The following is an 18,598-nucleotide window of genomic DNA, read 5'->3' as shown; positions in this document are numbered from 1 at the left end:
TATTACAACACGGCGAGCAGCATGCCCGCCGATATCGCGCCCCTCGCGCTCGACCTGACGGCGATGGCCGTGCAGAGCCGCACCGTCGATGCCTCCACCCAAGTCGGGACGACAGCCGCGCCGGGAACGTCCGCAGCAGCCGGCGCACCGGCCGCTTTGCAGGCTATACTTAATCCCATCGTCCTCGAGAACATGAAGGCCGGCACGCCGGAAAGCGTCTGGCTGTTCGACCAGGCCGACGAGAGCATCGAGGGGTTTGCGGCGCAGTTTACGATCGACCACGGCCAGCGCGTCGATTTCAAGATCAACACTGACGCCGCCAACTACCGGGTCGATATCTATCGGCTCGGCTACTATGGCGGCGACGGCGCACGCCTTGTGAACAGCTTCACAAAGAACCTGTCGACGGCGCAGAACCAGCCCACGCCGCTGTTCGACCCGACCACGAACCTGGTCGATGCCGGCAACTGGTCCGTCTCGGCCTCCTGGGACATTCCGGCCGACGCCGTCTCCGGCGTCTACATTGCCGAGCTCACCCGGCTCGACACCGGTGGCCAGAATATGATTCCTTTCATCGTCCGCGACGACGAAGCGCCCAGTGACGTCACCTTCCAGACCTCAGACACAACTTGGCAAGCCTATAACTGGTGGGGCGGTTACAATCTCTATGGCGGCATCGACGCCGCCGGCCATGCCGGCCGTGCCAGCGCAGTCAGCTACAACCGCCCGATCATCACGCGCGACGGCGGCTATTCAGCGGGTCCGCAGGATTTCATCTTCGGCGCCGAATATCCTGCCATCCGCTGGCTCGAGGAGAACGGTTACGACATCAACTACATTTCAGGCATCGATACCGCACGCGATGGCGCCCAGCTCCTCAACAGCAAGGTGTTCCTGTCGGTCGGACACGACGAATACTGGTCGGCCGGTCAACGCTCGAATGTCGAAGCGGCGCGCGATGCCGGCGTCAATCTCGCTTTCCTCAGCGGAAACGAAGTCTATTGGGAATTTCGCTGGGAAAATAGCATCGACGGATCCGGTACGCCCTACAAGACGCTTGTCTCCTACAAGGAGACGTGGTCGAACGACGACACCGATCCGGGCAATACCACGGGCACGTGGCGCGATCCTCAATATGGCGCAGGTCAACCCGAGAATGCCCTGACCGGAACGATCTTTACGGTCGACGGCTATCGCCTTGACACTATCCAGATCCCCTACGATCTGTCGCAGTTTCGTTTCTGGAACAACACCGCGGTCGGAGATATCCAGCCCGGGCAGACCTATTCGCTGACACCGAACCTGCTCGGCTACGAATGGGACTCGGATCTCGACAACGGCTTCCGCCCGGCGGGTCTGACCGCGCTTTCGTCAACCACGGTCGACGTCAACTCGCTGCTGCTCGACAACGGCAACACAACCGGAGCCGGAACGGCCAGCCACAGTCTCACCCTCTATCGCGATCCCACCAGCGGCGCGCTTGTCTTCGGCGCCGGCACCGTCTACTGGAGCTGGGGTCTGGATTCGCATCACGACAACGAGGCGACCGCGACCGATCCGAACGTCCAGCAGGCCATGGTCAATCTGTTTGCCGATATGGGCATCCAGCCGCAGACCCTGATGCAGAGCCTTGCCATCGCCTCGCAGTCGACGGACCACGCCGCGCCGACATCGACCATTACCTCGCCCACGACGAGCGGCTCCTACGCCGCCGCACAGCCGATCACGATCACCGGCACCGCGGTCGACAGCGGCGGAGGCACGGTCGCGGTCGTCGAGGTGTCAACGGATGGCGGCGTGTCGTGGCACCGCGCCACCGGCTTCGAAAACTGGACCTACAGTTGGACGCCGCTCGCCGGCGGCACCTACAACATCCTGTCGCGCGCCGTCGATGATAGCATCAACATGGAAGCTGCCAACACCGGCAGGATGATCACAGTCGCCGCGGCTCCTACCACCACGCTGTTCTCCTCCTCCGACGTGCCGGCAATCCTGGCCGATAGCGATGTCGGCTTCGTCAATCTCGGCGTTCGCTTCACCGCATCGCAGGCGGGTACTATCGTCGGCATCAAATATTACAAGAGCGTGGGCGATGGCGGCACTCATACCGGCTCGCTGTGGAGCAGCACCGGCCAATTGCTTGCCACCGCCACCTTCACCCAGGAAAGCGCGAGCGGCTGGCAGACGGTGACCTTCGCCAATCCGATCTCGATCGCGGCCGGCGTGACTTATACCGCGAGCTACCACAGCAATGGCCAATATGCCGGCACGCTCGACTATTTTACAGCGGCGCATTCGAACGGCCCGCTGACGGCTGCTGCGAACAACGGCTATTACACCTATAGCCAAGACACGCTCTACCCGACCCAGGCATCCGGCGGCGCCAACTACTGGGTGGACGTCATCTTCAGTCCCATCAACACCATCAATCAGGCGCCAGTCGGCACCAATGACAACGGCTTCACCGTCACGCGCAATATGGCGACGACGTTCACTGCGGCGCAGTTGCTCACGAACGACACGGATCCGAACGGCGATATCCTGACCGTCACCGGCGTGGGCTCCGCATCAGGCGGCACGGTCAGCTTCAACAGCCAGACCAACATCATCACGTTCACGCCGAACGCAGGCTATACCGGCGCCGCCATGTTCGGCTATGCCATTTCAGACGGCCGCGGCGGGATCGGTTCGGCGATAGTCAACATGACCGTCGTTCCGCCGTCGAACAACGTCACGTTGTTCAGCGCGAGCGACGCGCCGGCGACGCTCAGCGATAACGACGCTTTCCAAGTCAATCTCGGCGTCCGGTTCACCTCGACGGCCTCGGGCTTCATTACCGGGATCAAGTATTACAAAGGCGTCAACGACACCGGCACCCACACGGGATCGCTTTGGAGCATCAACGGCACGCTGCTCGCCACCGCGACATACACCAATGAAACCGCGAGCGGCTGGCAGACGGTGACATTCTCCGATCCCGTCGCGATCACTGCGCAGACAACCTACGTCGCCAGCTTCCACAGCAACGGCCACTATACAGCTACCGGCAATTACTTCACGTCCGACCATGTAAGCGGCGTTCTAACGGCGGCAGGCGGCTCGAACGGTGTCTATGCCTATGGCAACGACAACCTGTTCCCCACCAGCACCTTCGGCGCGACGAATTATTGGGTCGACGTGATCTTGAATTCGGGCTCGACCACGCCGACAAATACTGCGCCCGTGGCGACGGCCGACAGCGGCTTCACAACGCCGCAGGGCACGCAACTCACCATCGCAGCCGCAACCCTGGTCGCCAATGACACCGACGCTGACGGCGACACATTGACGATCACCGGCGCGGGCGTCGGCGTCAACGGCACGGCGGCCTGGATCTCCAACACGAATTCGGTGACCTTCGCGCCGACCCCAGGCTATACCGGCCCGGCGTCCTTCACTTACGCCATTTCCGACGGTCATGGCGGCACGGCGAACGGTACCGTGAATCTCACTGTCACCGCATCGTCCAACAACCCGCCGGTCGTCACGAGCGATACCGGCTTCAGCACCGCGCAGAACACGGTCCTGAACATCGCCGCTGCCGCATTGCTCGCAAACGACACTGACCTCGACGGCGATACGTTGACCGTCACCGCTGCCAATGGCGGCGTGCATGGCACGGCGAGCTTCAGTGCGCAGACCAACACCGTAACCTTCACGCCCACGGCGGGGTATACGGGTCCTGCATCGTTCGTCTACTCCATCTCAGACAGCAAAGGCGGCGTCGCCAGCGGCACGGTCAGCCTCAATGTCACGGCGCCGCCTAACAACGCCCCGGTAGCAAATGGCGACAGCGGCTTCACTACCGTGCAGGGTAATGGCTTGACCCTCCAGGCAGCGAGCCTCCTGGCCAATGACACCGACCCGGACGGCGACCCCCTCACGATCACCGGTATCGTGGCCGGCAGCGCGACGAACGGCACGGCGACCTACAACGCCCAGACGAATTCGATCTCGTTCGCCCCGACCACCGGCTATGTCGGCGCCGCGGGCTTCAGCTACAGCGTGTCCGATGGCCGCGGCGGCACGGCAACCGCGAATGTGAGTCTGAACGTCATCCCGACCGCATCGGGCGTCAGCCTGTTCTCGAGCTCTGATACGCCTGCCACCCTGTCGGATACCGACCCGGCACAGGTCAATCTCGGCATGCAGTTCGTGACGTCGCAGTCCGGCACGATCACCGGCCTCCGCTACTACAAGGGCGCCAACGATATCGGCACACACACGGGCTCGCTATGGACCAGCTCAGGCACGTTGCTGACGACTGCGACCTTCACCAACGAGACGTCGAGCGGCTGGCAGACCGTGACGTTCAGCAGTCCGGTGACGGTGACAGCCGGCGCGACTTATGTGGCAAGCTATCACAGTAACGGCCACTACGCAGCAACCGGCGGCTACTTCAGCACGGCCCAAACCAACGGACCGCTCACTGCGCCTGCCTCAGGCAACGGCGTCTATGCTTATGGGACTGGCAACCTCTTCCCGACGGCGACCTACGGCGCGACCAATTACTGGGTCGATGTGGTGTTCAACGCTGCGAGTGGCGGTGCGAACCAGTCGCCAGTCGCGACCAACGACAGCGGCTTCACCACCGTGAGGAATACGACGCTCGCGATCAACGCCTCGACGTTGCTGGCAAATGACAGCGATCCGAACAATGACACCCTCACCATCACGGGCGTCAGTAATGCGGTGAACGGGTCCGCGACATTCGATGCCCAGGCCAATACGATCACCTTCATTCCAACGACAGGCTATACCGGATCGGCCGCCTTCAACTATGCGATCTCCGACGGCCATGGCGGGGTGGCCAGCGCCGGCGTGACCCTCAATGTAACCGATCCGACCGCCGTCGTGCGCTTGTTCAGCGCCAGTTCGACGCCCAGCATGGTCACCGTCAGCGATCCGCAAGCGGTCGAGCTCGGCCTTAAATTCCAAGCATCGACCAACGGCGACATCACCGGCATCAGCTTCTACAAGGGTGCGTCCAATACCGGTACCCACACGGCGGATCTCTGGAGTTCCACCGGCACGTTGCTCGCGAGTGCGGCCTTCACCAACGAGACGGCCAGTGGCTGGCAGCAGGTGCAGTTCGCAACGCCGGTGTCCATCACCGCCGGAGCGACCTACATTGCCTCCTACCATACGAACGGCAACTACTCTGCCGATCCGAACCTATTCGCCAATTCGGTATCGAACGGGCCGCTCACCGCGCCTGCTTCGTCGCTGATCGGCGGCAATGGCGTCTATGCCTACGGGAGCGATTCTCTCTTCCCGTCCAACTCCTACAACTCCACGAGTTACGGCGTGGACGTGTTGTTCAGGCCGCAACTGGCGGCCTGAGAACGCGAAGGCACAAGGCATCGACCACAGATCCATGGTCGGCGGTCGTTTTCCGCTGTTTGTCGGCGAGCTACCGTTCGAGCGCTTGGGCGATACTGCCAAGTACGTCCTCATCGGCGACATCCTTGCCTCCTGCAGGTTGCGACGACGGCAAGGCGGGATCCGGCGGCATCAATGCGCGCGCATCCAACTCGATGGAAGTCCTCAAATTCGCCTGCCGATCGACGCCGGCGCATTGCGAGGCCAGCTGCACCACATGGCGATGCAGATTGCCGAGCACGGATGCGAGTTCGTCGATCCGCGGCATCGCGTCGGTGGCTGCATAATCGACCGGAACCAGGGCGGCTCCTTGCAACATGGACCCCGCGATGGACGGCCGCATAAGATGGCTCGCGCACGAAGGATTGGGTGCTTCGAGCTCGGCGATACGCGAAGCCAGTTCGTGGGACAATCGCTCGAGCCGGCCGAGCATGGCGAGCATGGTGAGCGTATCGGACTGCTGCACGCGCCTCGCATAATTAGCGAGGAATGCGCGGCCCCGCGTCGTTTCCTTCACGGCAGCCTCGATGGCACCGAAATCCTGATGCTGTGCGTCAGATGCTGTCGGCATTATCACACCAGTGTCCAGCGGTCGTTGTGACACGGCGACTATGGCAATCAATCCTTAACCGACATCTAAACGAACCATCGGCGTCGGAAATGACGCAGCCGGATATAATTAAATTACTTGAGATCGCCCCATATTAATATAACAATTAAATAACGCGCATTAATTATGATCGATCGCCTATCATGAGACGGACGCCCCCGTACCGACAGGATCCGACCGTGTGGAAACCTTCGCATGACGCGAAATCACTGAGCAAAGCCAGCCTCCCGGATGGTATTCGCATCTATGCGATCGGCGACATCCACGGGCGCACCGATCTTCTCAGGCTGCTGCTCGCTCAGATCGAATCGGACGAGGCGCAGTATCCCAGCACACGGTCGATCATCGTCTTCCTCGGCGACTATATCGACCGCGGACCCGACTCCCGAGGGACGATCGACCTGCTGTTGGCCTGCGCGCGAGTGCGAGAGGTCATCATCCTGAAGGGGAATCATGAGACCTTCATTCGGCGCTTCCTCGATGCGCCTGAAACTCTGAACGATTGGCGATCTCTCGGTGGTCTCGAAACGCTGGTTTCATATGGGCTGAGGCCGTCTCTCAGTCGCAGCCATTGCGACCAAGAGCGATTGTCACAGGAGTTGCTCGCCGCATTGCCGCCGGAGCATCTCGCATTTTTCGAAGCGCTGCCGTCGTCCTTTACCTGCGGCGATTTCGTCTTCGTCCATGCGGGAATTCGGCCGGGAATTGAGCTGCGCAAGCAGAAGGAAGACGATCTGCTCTGGATTCGCGAGGACTTCCTGCATCACAGCTTGCCGTTCGAGAAATTCGTTGTCCATGGACATACGCCGGTCAACGTACCCGACGTCCGGTCCAATAGGGTGAATATCGATACCGGAGCTTTCGCCACGGGGCGCTTGAGTTGCGTTATGATCGAGGGGCGCGAAATCACGCCACTTGTCGATATCCGCGACTGGACCGCAGGTAACAGCACCCGAGTTCAAGATGCGCGGGCTAAGCACGACGACGGCATCGAAGCGATACATTGGAGTGACCGCCGCCGGCGGAACCCGCAAGGAGCCATAAATCCAGGATTCATACATTCAGGAGCCACGCGCCCGCTTTAGTTAACGGCGGTGGCTAGAGTTATGAGGCCGACTTGATGTCACCGCTCCTTAAGCGCGCGCTCCGCCTGCTCCTTCAGCGGCTTGATCAGATATGCAAGGGCAGTCCGACCGGGCGTCTGGATAAATACATCCACAGGCATGCCGGGGACCAACTTGGACTCTCCAAGTCGCGCGACCTGATCTGACTTCAGCGACACACGCGCGTTGTAATAGCTGGTGCCGGTGCGCTGATCCTGGGTCAGATCCGCTGACACGAGGACGACGTCGCCTTCGATCTCAGGTGTCGTCCTCTGATTGAGCGCGGCAAATCGCAGAAATGCCGATTGCCCGATATAGAGCTGATCAATATCGCGCGGCGTTATCTTGACTTCAACTGAGAGCGTGTCGTTGTCCGGTACGATGAGCATGATCTGCTCGCCTGGCGATATAACGCCGCCTACCGTATGCACCGCCAACTGATGAACTCGCCCGTTCTGCGGTGCGCGAATGTCGATACGGTTAAGCTGGTCAACCGCAGCCGTCCTTCGTTCGGAAAGTTCTGAAATTTTTGAACGAGTCTCGATCAGGTCCTTGCCAACTTCGGTTCTCAGATCCTGGTCAATCTGGATCGTCTGGAGTTCGATTTCCGAAATCTTGCCTTTCGCCTGCGCGACCATTCCGGACAGCTGGCTTCGCTCACCTTCGAGCCGCGCCGTATCGCGTTCCAGGGCCGTCAAACGCGTGATCGGCACAAGGTTCTTCTGCCAGAGAGTCCGGACGCCTTCAAGCTCCTGATAAATGAAGTTGACCTCTTTCTGCTTTGCTTCGAGTTGGCCGGTATATCCCTTTATCTCGTCCTGAAGCTGGGAGCTGCGTTCTCTGAGCTGGGACTTCTGTCCGGTGCGCGACAGTCGTCGGAGATCGAACAGGCTTCGCTCGGCGGTAATCGCGCGGGCAGCTTCGAATTTGGCATCCTTCGCGCGCTCAAGCAGAACGCCTGGAAATACGATCTGGTCTGCGCCGTCACGCTCTGTCTCCAGACGTGCCTGCCGCGCCTGCAATTCGTCGAAACTCTTTGTAATGATCGTTGCGTTTGCGAGCGTCAGGGTTTCGTCGAGGCGCACCACAATATCGCCAGCCTTGACGCGATCGCCTTCCTTCACGCGGAGTTCGCTGACGACACCGCCCGTCGGATGCTGCACCTTCTTTACGCTCGAATCGACGACGATGACGCCCTGTGCAACTACCGCTCCCGACAGTTCGGTGGTGGAGGCCCACCCGCCGATGCCGAAAGTAACCAGGACGACCAGGATTCCGCCGGTGATGATATAACGCTGGATCGAATGGAGCGCCGAGTTACTTGCATTGGTCATCCGCGATCTCCCACCACCTTCAACGGGGTCGCAGTCCGCAACACCTTCGTCAGCACGTCTTCCTTCCTGCCGAAGGACTGCACTTTGCCCTCTGCTATCACCAGAACATGATCGACCCCATCCAGCGCCTTCGGCCGATGCGCGATCACCACGACGATGCCGTTGCGGCGACGCACAGTGAGAATGGCTTCGGTCAATGCCGCTTCGCCGTCGGCGTCGAGATTGGACGTCGGCTCATCGAGGACGACGAGGAAAGGATCGCCGTAGAATGCACGCGCGAGCCCGATGCGCTGCCGCTGACCGGCCGAGAGCGCCATGCCGCCCTCGCCTATCTTGGTGCCGTAGCCGTCGGGGAATGACAGGATCAAGTCATGCGCGCCCGCCGCGCGCGCCGCCGCCAGGACCGCCTTCGGATTCGCATTGGGGTCGAAACGGGCGATGTTGACGGCGATGCTGCCGTCAAATAGCTCCACGTCCTGTGGCAGATAGCCGATATGCTTGCCGAGTGCTTCCGAGGACCATTGCCCCAGCGCGGCGTTGTCGAGAGTGATCCTACCGCGCATCTGCGGCCACACGCCGACGAGCGCGCGCACCAGCGACGACTTTCCGGACCCGCTCGGGCCGATGATTCCGAGGCCCTCGCCCTTCCTCAGATTGAACGAGACGTCGTGCAGAACGACCCGGTCAGATGCCGGCGCGTTGACATAGACATTTTCCATGGCAATCGCCTCGACCGGGCTCGGCAGCGCCAACGGCTCCTCCTCTTTCGGGAGCAACGTCAGGAGTTGTTCGAGCCGCTGTCTTGACTGCCGCGCGCTCACGAAGCCTTTCCAATTGGCGATCGCAAGCTCAACGGGCGCCAGCGCGCGGGACGTTAGGATCGAGCCGGCGATGATGATGCCTGCCGTCGATTCCTGATTGATGACAAGGTATGCGCCGACCGCAAGAACGCCCGACTGTAGGATCGCCCTGAAGGCTTTGGATGCGCCACCCAGACCGCTGGCGACGTCGCTCGCAGCTTCATTCGCCGCAAGATACTTCCGATTGGCTTCATGCCAGCGCGCAGCCGCCAGCCGCCGCATGCCCATTGCATGAAGCGCCTCGGCATTGCGTCGTCCCTCTGTCGCTACCGAATTGCGCACAACGGCGAACTGCGCAGAGGCCTTGGCGGGCCCTTGCGAGCGAATTTCGGTCAGCATCGTGATGGCGACCAGAACGAGCGCGCCGACCAATGCTGTCACGCCGATCCAGAAATGGAAAAGAAAGCAGATGCCGAGATAGACCGGCATCCATGGGATGTCGAACAGTGCAGATGGGCCGCCGCTCGCCAGAAAACTCCGCACCTGATCGAGATCGCGGACGGGTTGCAGGCCATCGCCGTCCCCGCGTGTCTTCAGCGGCAGGCGAATGACGGCATCGAACACGCGGCCGCCGAGCGTCTCGTCGAGATGGCGCCCCATGCGCGCGCTGATGCGGGTGCGGATGAGATCGAGGCCGCTCTGGAACAGATAAAGCAAGATCGCGAGCGCCAGCAGCGCAATCAGCGTCGGCACGCTCCGGCTCGGCAAGACACGATCATAGACCTGCAGCATGAAAAATGAGCCGGTCAGCATCAGGATATTGCTGACGCCGCTGAAGATCGCCATCGCCCAGAAAATCTGGCGGCAAGAACTGAGAAATCCTGCAAACTCCGACCGCGGTACAGCGTAATCGTCGCTTGACCTAGTTTTGCCCGAGAACATGGTCAGCCGGGCCGTCTCCACGAAATTAGAGAGCGTTTTTGGCGTCGAAGACGACTTGGCATTCAAGGACGGCTTAGGAATCGCTCCATTCGACGGCATCGGCTTCTTCGAATCGGTTGCCCGCTTCGCGTCCGCTTTATTACCTATGCCGAAAAAGCGCGACAATCCCGCAAAGCTCGGAGCCTTGTTCAATCGTGCCCGCTCCGGCGGGGGTGTTTCCCCCCGCCTTCCAAAGTTAATCATTGTAGTCCCCCTCGGGACGCATCGATCCAGATCCCATTGGATCGATGCGTCAACTGGTCCATCGCGCACGGAGTGCGCCTAGGTCGTCAAGCGAAGTGGAAGTCCGATTTGTCCAGCGCGCCGATCTTCGTGTTCTTTAACGTGAGCGAATCGTGGCCCGACGCGATCACGACATCCTGGCCACTTTGCGTGGCGTGAGACAGGACATCCGCGAAGTTGTCGAACATGCTCTTGCTGAATTGCACAGTGTCGTGCGACCAACCGCTGGCTCGAAAATCCTTGATCGTATCGTTTCCGAAATTCGGAGCGAATACGAACGTATCCGGGTGTCCGTTGCCGATAAAAATGTCATCGCCCGACGTCCCCTTGAGCGTATTCCCACCGGAAGTGCCAACAATTGCGCTTCCCGAACTTGACACGACCTGACCGGATTTATCGAGCTCCTTCGCAGAGAAGGAGTGTACCGAGCTCTGTGAAACCGACCCGGTGCCGTAACTCCAATCGCCATCCGCCTTCGCCTTGACCGAACCGATCTCCTTCGTTCCGTCGAAGATCTTGATCTGGCTATAGGCGTCGGCCGTTCCCTTGATGACCACCGAGCCGTCAGAGCCCTGATACACCTTGGTGAGGTCGATCCCTGCTGACGAAGCCGGAGAGTCGTTCACGGAGATTGCCTTGGCCACGGATGAGACGCCGGTGTTGCCGGCGGCATCCGAGGCGATCGCCGCGAACTTGTGATCGCCATTCGACAGGTGCCCGGGGTCGAAGCTCCAGGTGCCGTCGGCCTTGGCAGTCGCCTCACCGATCAGCTTTCCGGCATCGAAAAGCTTGACCAGACTGTTCGCCTCGGCCGTGCCCTTCAGCGTGACATCGGCGACCGTGGTCGGGCCGTTCAGGGCCTTGCCGTCCGCCGTGAAGACTCCCAGCGACGGCGCATCCGGTGCATGCGTATCGACGGTGACCTTGGTCACCGCGGACGCCGCGCCGGTCTGGCCCTTGCTATCGGTCACTTTGGCGGTCAGGCTGTGCGAGCCGTCGTTCAGCGCTGCGGTCGTGAAGCTCCATGCGCCGCTGCTGTCCGACTTGACCGTACCGAGCTTCTGCGCCCCGTCATAAAGAGTGACACTACTGTTCACAGCTGCGCTGCCGTCCAGCTTCAGCGTGTTGTCGCTGGTGATACCGTCGCCCACCTTGCCGGTGTCGTTAGAGAAGGACGCGATCTTGGGTGCCGATGGAGGGACCGGGGTCGTGGTGGATGTAACGTTGACGGTCAACGCGGCGGATGTCGTGCCGATGTTGCCGGCCGCGTCGGTCGCCTTGGCTGTCAGCGTGTGGTTGCCGGCCGCGAGGCTGCTCGTGGAGAAGGTCCACGCACCGTCAGTGCCGGCTGTGACGGTCCCGATCTTGGTGTTGCCGTCATAAACGGAAACCGTGCTCTTGGCTTCCGCTACGCCCTTCAGGTTCAACGCCGAGCCGCTGGCAACGGATGTGGGCAGGCTCGCAGCCGCGCTCGCCCGCTCGCTCGCCGAGAAACCGGCGCCGATGGTCGGCGCGACTGGTGCTGTGGTATCGACCGTGATCGCCACCGCCGACGAAGCGGAGCTGGTCTGCCCCGAGCTGTTGGTCGCGGTTGCGGTCAGCGTGTGCTTTGCATCGCTGAGGGCCGACGTGGTGAAGCTCCACGACCCATTGGCCGCGGCCTTCAACGTGCCAATCTGTGTCGCCCCGTCATAGACCTTGATCGTGCTGTTGGCGGCAGCGGTGCCGGTCAGCGTGATCGTGTTGTCGTTGGTGATGCCGTCGCCCTTCGTGCCGGTGTCTTCAGAGAAGGAGGAAATGACTGGCGCACCTGGCTTTGTTGACGTCGGCGGAGGCGTCGTCGTGTTCGAGATCGTGACCGGCACGGCAGATGACGCATTGCCCGTATTGCCGGCCGCATCCGTCGCCTTGGCGGTGAAGCTGTGGTTGCCGGTGGCGAGATTGGCCGTGGTGAACGTCCAGGCCCCGTTGCTGCCGGCGGTCGCGGTACCGATCTGCGTAGTGCCGTCATAGACCTTGACGGCGCTGTTGGCTTCCGCAGTGCCGGTAAGCACGGCCACATGAGAGGCAGCCAGTGCCGCCGCCGAGGTGGACACGGCCACCGTGGGCGCGTTCGGCGCCGCAGTGTCGACCACGACCGAGCGCACGGCCGAGGCCGGGCTCGTCCCAGTCGAATTTGTGGCAGTCGCCGTGAACTTGTGGGTGCCGTCGGCGAGCGCGCCGCTGGTGAAGCTCCAGTTGCCGCTGCCGTCGGCGGTCGCTGTGCCAACCAACTTGGTGCCGTCGAGAACCTTGATGGTGCTGCCGGCGGTCGCGATGCCCTTCAGCGTAATCTTGTCGGCATTGGTTGTGCCATCGCCGATCTTGCCGCTATCGGGCGACCAGGAGGTGATATCGGCGATCAGATCTTGCACCGGTGGCGGCGTCGTGGCGCCGCCTTCCACGGGGAACGGCGAAGCGATGAGCGCGCCCGGAACGAGCTGGCCATTCACGATGGTCGCGTAGCGCACGTTCTCCCACTGGGTAATGTGGATGTTGGCAGCGATCTCCTGAATAAGCAGAGGATCGTATTGGAACGGGCCGACGAAATAGACGTCCTTGAGGGACACAGTGATGTCCTGATTGTCCGCGGCAATGCGCAGTCCGATCGGACCTCCCTCGAACACCACATTATTCAGCGTGACCGTGCCACCGTAATTGTCGGCGATGAAGAGACCGGCCGTTGCGTTCTGATTGTGGGATACGATCGTCGAATTAGTGATGGTCACATTGCCCGAGCTGCCCGGGCTATAGGCTTGAATACCATCGGCGTGGTCACCCGCCAACCCTGTGGTCTCGAGATATGAGTTATTGATCGTGATGTCGCCGCCGCCCCCGATGCGAACAGCTTCTCTTGAGCTGACGCGGACCGTGTCCAGCGTGAATGAGCCGCCACCGACGATCGACGTCGCGTCGCTTGTATCGGTGATGCTTCTGTTCGAGAGCGTCCCGCCGTCCTTAACTACAACTGGGCCCGAAGTGGTAACGCCACTAAAAATCGGGTCATTCCAGCTCAAAGGAATTCCTGCCATTCCAAATCTCCAAGTAGTCTCTGATTGTCCCCGAGCTCGCGACTAAGAGTCCCGAGGGACGATGCTCCACATGCACCCCAATGGCGCATCGTCAGGAATCGTCTTTGGTGGCTGGCAGAGGCTTTTTTGGGACAACATCACGGCCCACCCAAGGTGATTTTCGCGACCCCATTTAAACCCTCACAAAGCCTGTAAAATGGCGAAGTAATAAAATAGATCGCTATTCGCAGCACCGACGACGCCTAGAATAAACCTCCCCGATTTCTACGCAGTTAATTGGATCGCGAAAAAACGCCCCTTTCAGCCAGTTTTTCCGCAGAGTGAATACGGATTGAAGAGCACCATCTAAATATCAAGTGTCTTGCAGGTCTTACTTGCATCGCAAGAACTCTCGACCCGGTGACACGTGGTTTCACGCCTGAATAACAACGATATGAGTCGGCTAGCAGCCCGAGAACCAACTTGACGAAAAGCACCAGCTTGCAGATAGAACTTTGATAGCGAGTTGATGGCGCCGATCAATCGTCGGTAAATACCTTTTCTTAGGCATCGATTGAGCCGGAGGCAATATCTTCTTCATAATTCCACCCATCAACCCGGCGTACTTCGGCGCGTTATTTATTTCTTTTAATTAAAGCCGAGCCGGCCGATTTATCTATTTAATTGATGGGGCGATCTCGCGCCTGAGATCGTGAAAAATGACGGTCGTCATCGCGTCGAGGCAGGACTATCTCACCGCTCGGCGAGCGCAAATATGGCAAAAGAGATCAAATAGCGGCCACCGGGCGAGGGAGACCACGCCGTTAGCTCGCTCCGGGTACGACGTCAGGCCGTCCGGTCTTGCCCCTCGCACCGTCCAGCAAACCAGCCAGCGCCACCTTCCCAGCGGTGGCTGATCCCTTGATCAGATAGCGCGCTGCATAGAGCAGACCAACTCCGAAATGGCAGACCCAACGCCAGCCCGCGAAACGCCGAGCATAGAGCACGCTGTTACGGGCAGACAGATAAATAGAGAGATAGGAGCGTTTCTCGACGGCCACGGCGGAGCCGATCGTCGTCCCGCCAATATGGCGGACAAGTGCCCTGTTCGCGATGCCGATGCGGTGGCTGCCCCGACGAAGCCCCCAATCCAGATCTTCCATGTAGAGGAAATAGTCTTCAGCCATGAGGCCGACATCGCGCAAGCATGTGCGCGTCAGCAAAACGCAGGCACCGCTGATTGCATCGAGCCTTGCAAGGTCTTCGGCCGACGGCGGGCTGCCGACCGGCGCATCACGCCCTACTGCAATGACGCGCCCCGTCATGCGCGACCAATGAAGGCCGTAGCTGATGATTCTGTCGGGGCTCGTATCGAACACCAGGCTTGCGCCGACCATGCCGAAACCCTCGTCGGATTTGGCCATCATTTCCGACAGCGCGGACGCATCGACCTCGGTATCGGGATTGAGGACGAGCACAGCATCCCAGCCGGGCGTGTCGAGGAGAGGCTCCAGCCAGGCGTTGACGCCGCCGCCGTAGCCCAGATTGTCGGTAGCGAGCCCAATCCGGACGGCATTCGCACGACCCTGGAATTTACAGCTTGCCACAAACGCCAGCCGCCTCTGAGGAAGGTCGAGCATGCCCGCGGCCTCCGGCGACCGTTTCAGGATTCGATCTGCCCCGACCACACGCGACAGCAAATCCGTATAGGCCGCTTCCCCACCATTCTCACAGATGAAAACCTCGAACTGACAGAGGTCAGACTGCTCGAGTGACTTCAGGCAGCGATCAATGTCGTCGGCATTACGGTACGCAACGATGATAACGGCAAGTTTGACGCTCTTGCGCGACGTGCCCTCGGAACGTTCCAGCCTGTCCTCGATGGTCATGCTTCAGTTTGAAACTGCAGACCGCAACACGACATCTGACGAATTCTCCCCGTAAGGCGCTCGACATGGTACCGCGAGTGATAATCCCTTGGTTTCGGGTCATAATCAAGCGTAGCCTCGTCGTGCGGATGTCAGGCCAACATGAATATACAGGAATCAAAGACACCGGGCTCTTGGGCGTCACGCGGCGCGCAAGGGCGCCTCGGACCCAGAGAACTTTGTATCGTATCGGCGCAGCCGACGCATTCGAACTGCCGCAAGGTAAGTGCGAGAGTCTCCCCCCTCTCGCATGTCGTCACGTCAAGGCAGGTTCAATGTATTCGTATGCGGCGAAGCGACCGAGACGGACGAGATCAATGAAATCCAGCGACAGACCCCTTCCAAAAGCATCGGTGGGATTGCTCCTGATGCTGAGTTTGGTGCCGGCGGCAACAGCTGCAGCGCGACCGGGAGACGCGTCGCCGCCGCTCCGCCCCGGCTACGTTCTTGCCGCGTCTGACCGCGGCGACGACAATGCAGCCCCGACACCCGGCGAGACGCCCGATCAGTCGCAGCTTACGATCGATGCCCCATTGAGCTTCGACGATCCGATTTTCGTCAAAGCGAAGGCCGGCACGAGCACGATCAAGTTGCCGCCTGGATCGTCCGTCACGGACCTGTCGATCGTCGAGAATTCCGGCGAATCGACGATCACCTGCGGTTCCTCCTGCAGCCTCACGCGCGTACGGATCCAGTCACGCGAGGGAATTCGCTGCATCAGCGGAAACATCAATCTGACATGGGTCTATATCGCAGCCACCGGCTTGGGCAACGATCACGCGGATGGGCTGCAGTGCTATTCCCCCGGCTCGACAGGGATCATTACCGTCAAGAACTCGACGTTCAAGATGGCGGGGGCAACGACCGCCGGTTATTGGTCCGCAGACGATTGGCGGGGCGCGCACGTACTGGAGAACGTTTTGTTCGAGGGTGGGGCTTATGGGCTGCGGATCCCGGCAGACGGGGGATCTTCGGTCAGCCTCAAGAACGTCTATTTCGTGCGCGGCTCATTTCGCTACGGCGCCTTCTCCTTCGATGTGGTCAAAGGCCGGCGCATTAATATCGTCCAATGGGAAAATGTGCGCTGGGTTACTCGGCAAGGCGATCGCCTCATCGTCGGAAATCAGATCCCGCGGCCATAGCCGTATTGAGCACCGAACTGATCGACCAATGCGGATCGCTATCGGTATCGCCAAAGCATCAGGTGCCGATAGATGCCCAACTTCGAACTGATCTGCCAGGCCATCCCGCGCATCGCATCGGGATCGGCCAGATGCACGCGCATCTGCTCGACAGCGAAATCGCTCGTCATGCAAAGGCGGGAATAGAGGAATGGTTCAAAGCCGCCATGATGTCCGAGCTGGATCGTATAGAGCTGGGTGTAGCCGGCCCTCAAGGCGGCCTCCCAGACACGCCGCGAGAAACGCCCGTATGGGAACGCGAATAAGCCGACCTGCTGTCCCAACCGCTCTTCCAGCATCGATTTGGACACGGTCAATTCGCGCTCAAGCTCCGCATCCGAAGCCTTGGTGAGATCGATGTGAGCGAGGCCGTGGGAGCCAATTGTGATGCCGGCCCTGCTCAGCTCTTCGATCATCCTCCAGCTCATACGGCCGGGTTGCCCGACAAAATCGAGCGGGATGAAGGACATGAAGCCCGGAATGCAGCCGGTAGCGACGTATTGCTCGTAAGCCAGCGTGTAGTCCGACAGGAAGCCGTCGTCGAAGGTGATCAGCACGTCATCGCTGCGGCCGCCTGCCGGAGTATCACAGTGCGCCAAGAACTTCCCGGGCGAGATGATCCGGTCGCCGCAGAGCGCGAGATGTATATCGAACGCCTCGCGCGCCAGGCACCATTTGTTCGACGGTGGCTGCTCGGATAACTCGTGATAATTGAGAATGATCATAAGCTTTGTATCAGCTCCGACACCCGCTTGCTCCAGATCCCCCAGTTCAGCCGTTCCTCATAGGCATTGCGGCTCGCCTGCTTCAGGCGCGACAGCCGATCCGGGTCGGCGAATATCTCGGCGATCGCCGTCGCATAGTCAGTGCTGCTGGCCGTCGGCGGCAACAGCAGGCCCGTCTCGCCGGCACTCACGGCACCAGACACGCCGCCAGTCCTGGGTGCAATGCTCGGCACTCCGTATGCAGCTGCTTCGCAGAAGACGATCCCATAACAGTCAGCCTGCGTCGGCAGCAGAAATATGTCCGCGTCATGGTAGAGCTGGTCGATGCGATTGAGCTGCTCGGGATCGTTCTTGTCGAGATACGGAATGATCTGCAAGCCCTTCCGCGCAATGGGCGTCGGGGGCGTGCAGCCGCAGATCACGAGTTCTGCATCAACGCCCCTGTTTGCGAGCTCGGCCAGCGTAGCCACGGCCATATCCGCTCCCTTCTCCCGCCAATCGGCGCCGATGAAGAGCAGCCGGCACGGACCATCCTTGCGCGGGCCCAGCGCCGAGGCGCGGGGCGGAGGATTTGCGAGATTTGCCCCCCACGAGATGACATGCACCCGCGCGGGATCCGCGCCATATTCGCGGATTGCAGACTCGGCGGCCCACTCGGACGGATAGAGCAATAGATTTGCGCGTGCGATCGTCCTGCGCTCCAGCTGCTCGGCAGTCGCGCGCGCGGCAGGCGACATAGTCCGGTAATTGGGATGATAATTCTCGACGAGCCGAAACGTGGCGTCCGATGCATAAACCAGCGGCGTGCCTACGGGTATGGCCGAGGCAAACAAGGATCCGGCGGGCGCGAACACAATATCCGGCGAAAGCGCGGCAACGCTTTTCACCGCATCGGCAGCGAACTGCGCAACCACCGGGCCCGCATGAAACGGCGAAACCCTCTGTCCACGAAATACCCGCCGCACCCGCGAATACGCTTTGTAGAAAGGCAGGATCGGCGCATTCAGCGGTCCGACATGGACCACGTCGTGGCCCTCTGCCGCCAGCGACTTTGCCATATGGAACGGCGTGCCGGACCAGAACCCGACCTTGCGCGAGTCGCCGATCGTCACGAATGCGATCCGCCGCAATGCTTGCTTCGCCGCCGCGTGACTATGAATCATATCGCTTCCTTGCACATGACCGACGGTCAACCGCACAGACCATTCTCGCATGAATTCAG

General features: G+C 60.6%; 10 protein-coding genes. 3 read left to right on the top strand and 7 right to left on the bottom strand.

Annotation, left to right across the window (positions count from 1 at the left end; genetic code table 11):
* The first annotated feature begins 21 nt into the window (after positions 1 to 21).
* The gene (locus CIW50_RS22470) at positions 22 to 5,382 is read left to right on the top strand and encodes a DUF4082 domain-containing protein (protein ID WP_246664413.1); all 5,361 of its coding nucleotides are present in this window, start codon (positions 22 to 24) and stop codon (positions 5,380 to 5,382) included.
* A gap of 70 nt (positions 5,383 to 5,452) precedes the next feature.
* Here CIW50_RS22470 and CIW50_RS22465 read toward each other — a convergent pair whose 3' ends face one another.
* Positions 5,453 to 5,992, bottom strand: coding sequence for a hypothetical protein (locus CIW50_RS22465; protein ID WP_149533402.1), 540 nt, complete (start codon positions 5,990 to 5,992; stop codon positions 5,453 to 5,455).
* Between the two features lie 218 nt (positions 5,993 to 6,210).
* Between CIW50_RS22465 and CIW50_RS22460 the strand changes: the two genes are divergently transcribed.
* Positions 6,211 to 7,116 (top strand): metallophosphoesterase family protein, encoded by a 906-nt coding sequence (locus CIW50_RS22460; RefSeq protein ID WP_246664412.1) that lies wholly within the window; start codon positions 6,211 to 6,213, stop codon positions 7,114 to 7,116.
* 38 nt (positions 7,117 to 7,154) lie between these two features.
* On the opposite strand, the gene CIW50_RS22455 is transcribed toward CIW50_RS22460, so the two are convergent.
* The 4 genes from CIW50_RS22455 to CIW50_RS22440 form a co-directional block, all read right to left on the bottom strand.
* Positions 7,155 to 8,468 (bottom strand): HlyD family type I secretion periplasmic adaptor subunit, encoded by a 1,314-nt coding sequence (locus CIW50_RS22455; RefSeq protein WP_149533400.1) that lies wholly within the window; start codon positions 8,466 to 8,468, stop codon positions 7,155 to 7,157.
* Positions 8,465 to 10,210 carry a type I secretion system permease/ATPase gene (locus tag CIW50_RS22450; RefSeq protein ID WP_283808862.1) on the bottom strand — a complete coding sequence of 582 codons (1,746 nt, stop codon included), beginning with the start codon at positions 10,208 to 10,210 and terminating at the stop codon, positions 8,465 to 8,467. The genes CIW50_RS22455 and CIW50_RS22450 overlap by 4 nt, the downstream gene beginning before the upstream one ends.
* 329 nt (positions 10,211 to 10,539) lie before the next feature.
* The gene (locus CIW50_RS22445) at positions 10,540 to 13,563 is read right to left on the bottom strand and encodes an Ig-like domain-containing protein (RefSeq protein ID WP_149533398.1); all 3,024 of its coding nucleotides are present in this window, start codon (positions 13,561 to 13,563) and stop codon (positions 10,540 to 10,542) included.
* An 803-nt stretch (positions 13,564 to 14,366) separates the two neighbouring features.
* Complete coding sequence (locus tag CIW50_RS22440; protein ID WP_149533397.1) at positions 14,367 to 15,431, bottom strand: glycosyltransferase family 2 protein; 1,065 nt, start codon at positions 15,429 to 15,431, stop codon at positions 14,367 to 14,369.
* A gap of 356 nt (positions 15,432 to 15,787) precedes the next feature.
* On the opposite strand from CIW50_RS22440, the gene CIW50_RS22435 reads away from it, so the two are divergent.
* Positions 15,788 to 16,612, top strand: coding sequence for a hypothetical protein (locus CIW50_RS22435; protein ID WP_149533396.1), 825 nt, complete (start codon positions 15,788 to 15,790; stop codon positions 16,610 to 16,612).
* Positions 16,613 to 16,650: 38 nt separating this feature from the next.
* On the opposite strand, the gene CIW50_RS22430 is transcribed toward CIW50_RS22435, so the two are convergent.
* Both CIW50_RS22430 and CIW50_RS22425 read right to left on the bottom strand, forming a co-directional pair.
* Positions 16,651 to 17,376, bottom strand: coding sequence for a polysaccharide deacetylase family protein (locus CIW50_RS22430; RefSeq protein WP_149533395.1), 726 nt, complete (start codon positions 17,374 to 17,376; stop codon positions 16,651 to 16,653).
* Positions 17,373 to 18,575 carry a glycosyltransferase family 4 protein gene (locus CIW50_RS22425; RefSeq protein ID WP_246664410.1) on the bottom strand — a complete coding sequence of 401 codons (1,203 nt, stop codon included), beginning with the start codon at positions 18,573 to 18,575 and terminating at the stop codon, positions 17,373 to 17,375. The genes CIW50_RS22430 and CIW50_RS22425 overlap by 4 nt, the downstream gene beginning before the upstream one ends.
* Between the last annotated feature and the right edge of the window lie 23 nt (positions 18,576 to 18,598).

This window comes from Tardiphaga sp. P9-11, assembly GCF_008329525.1.
Taxonomy (GTDB): Bacteria; Pseudomonadota; Alphaproteobacteria; order Rhizobiales; family Xanthobacteraceae; genus Tardiphaga.
The sequence above is the reverse complement of the archived record's forward strand: the minus strand, read 5'-3'. Positions and strand labels throughout refer to the sequence as shown.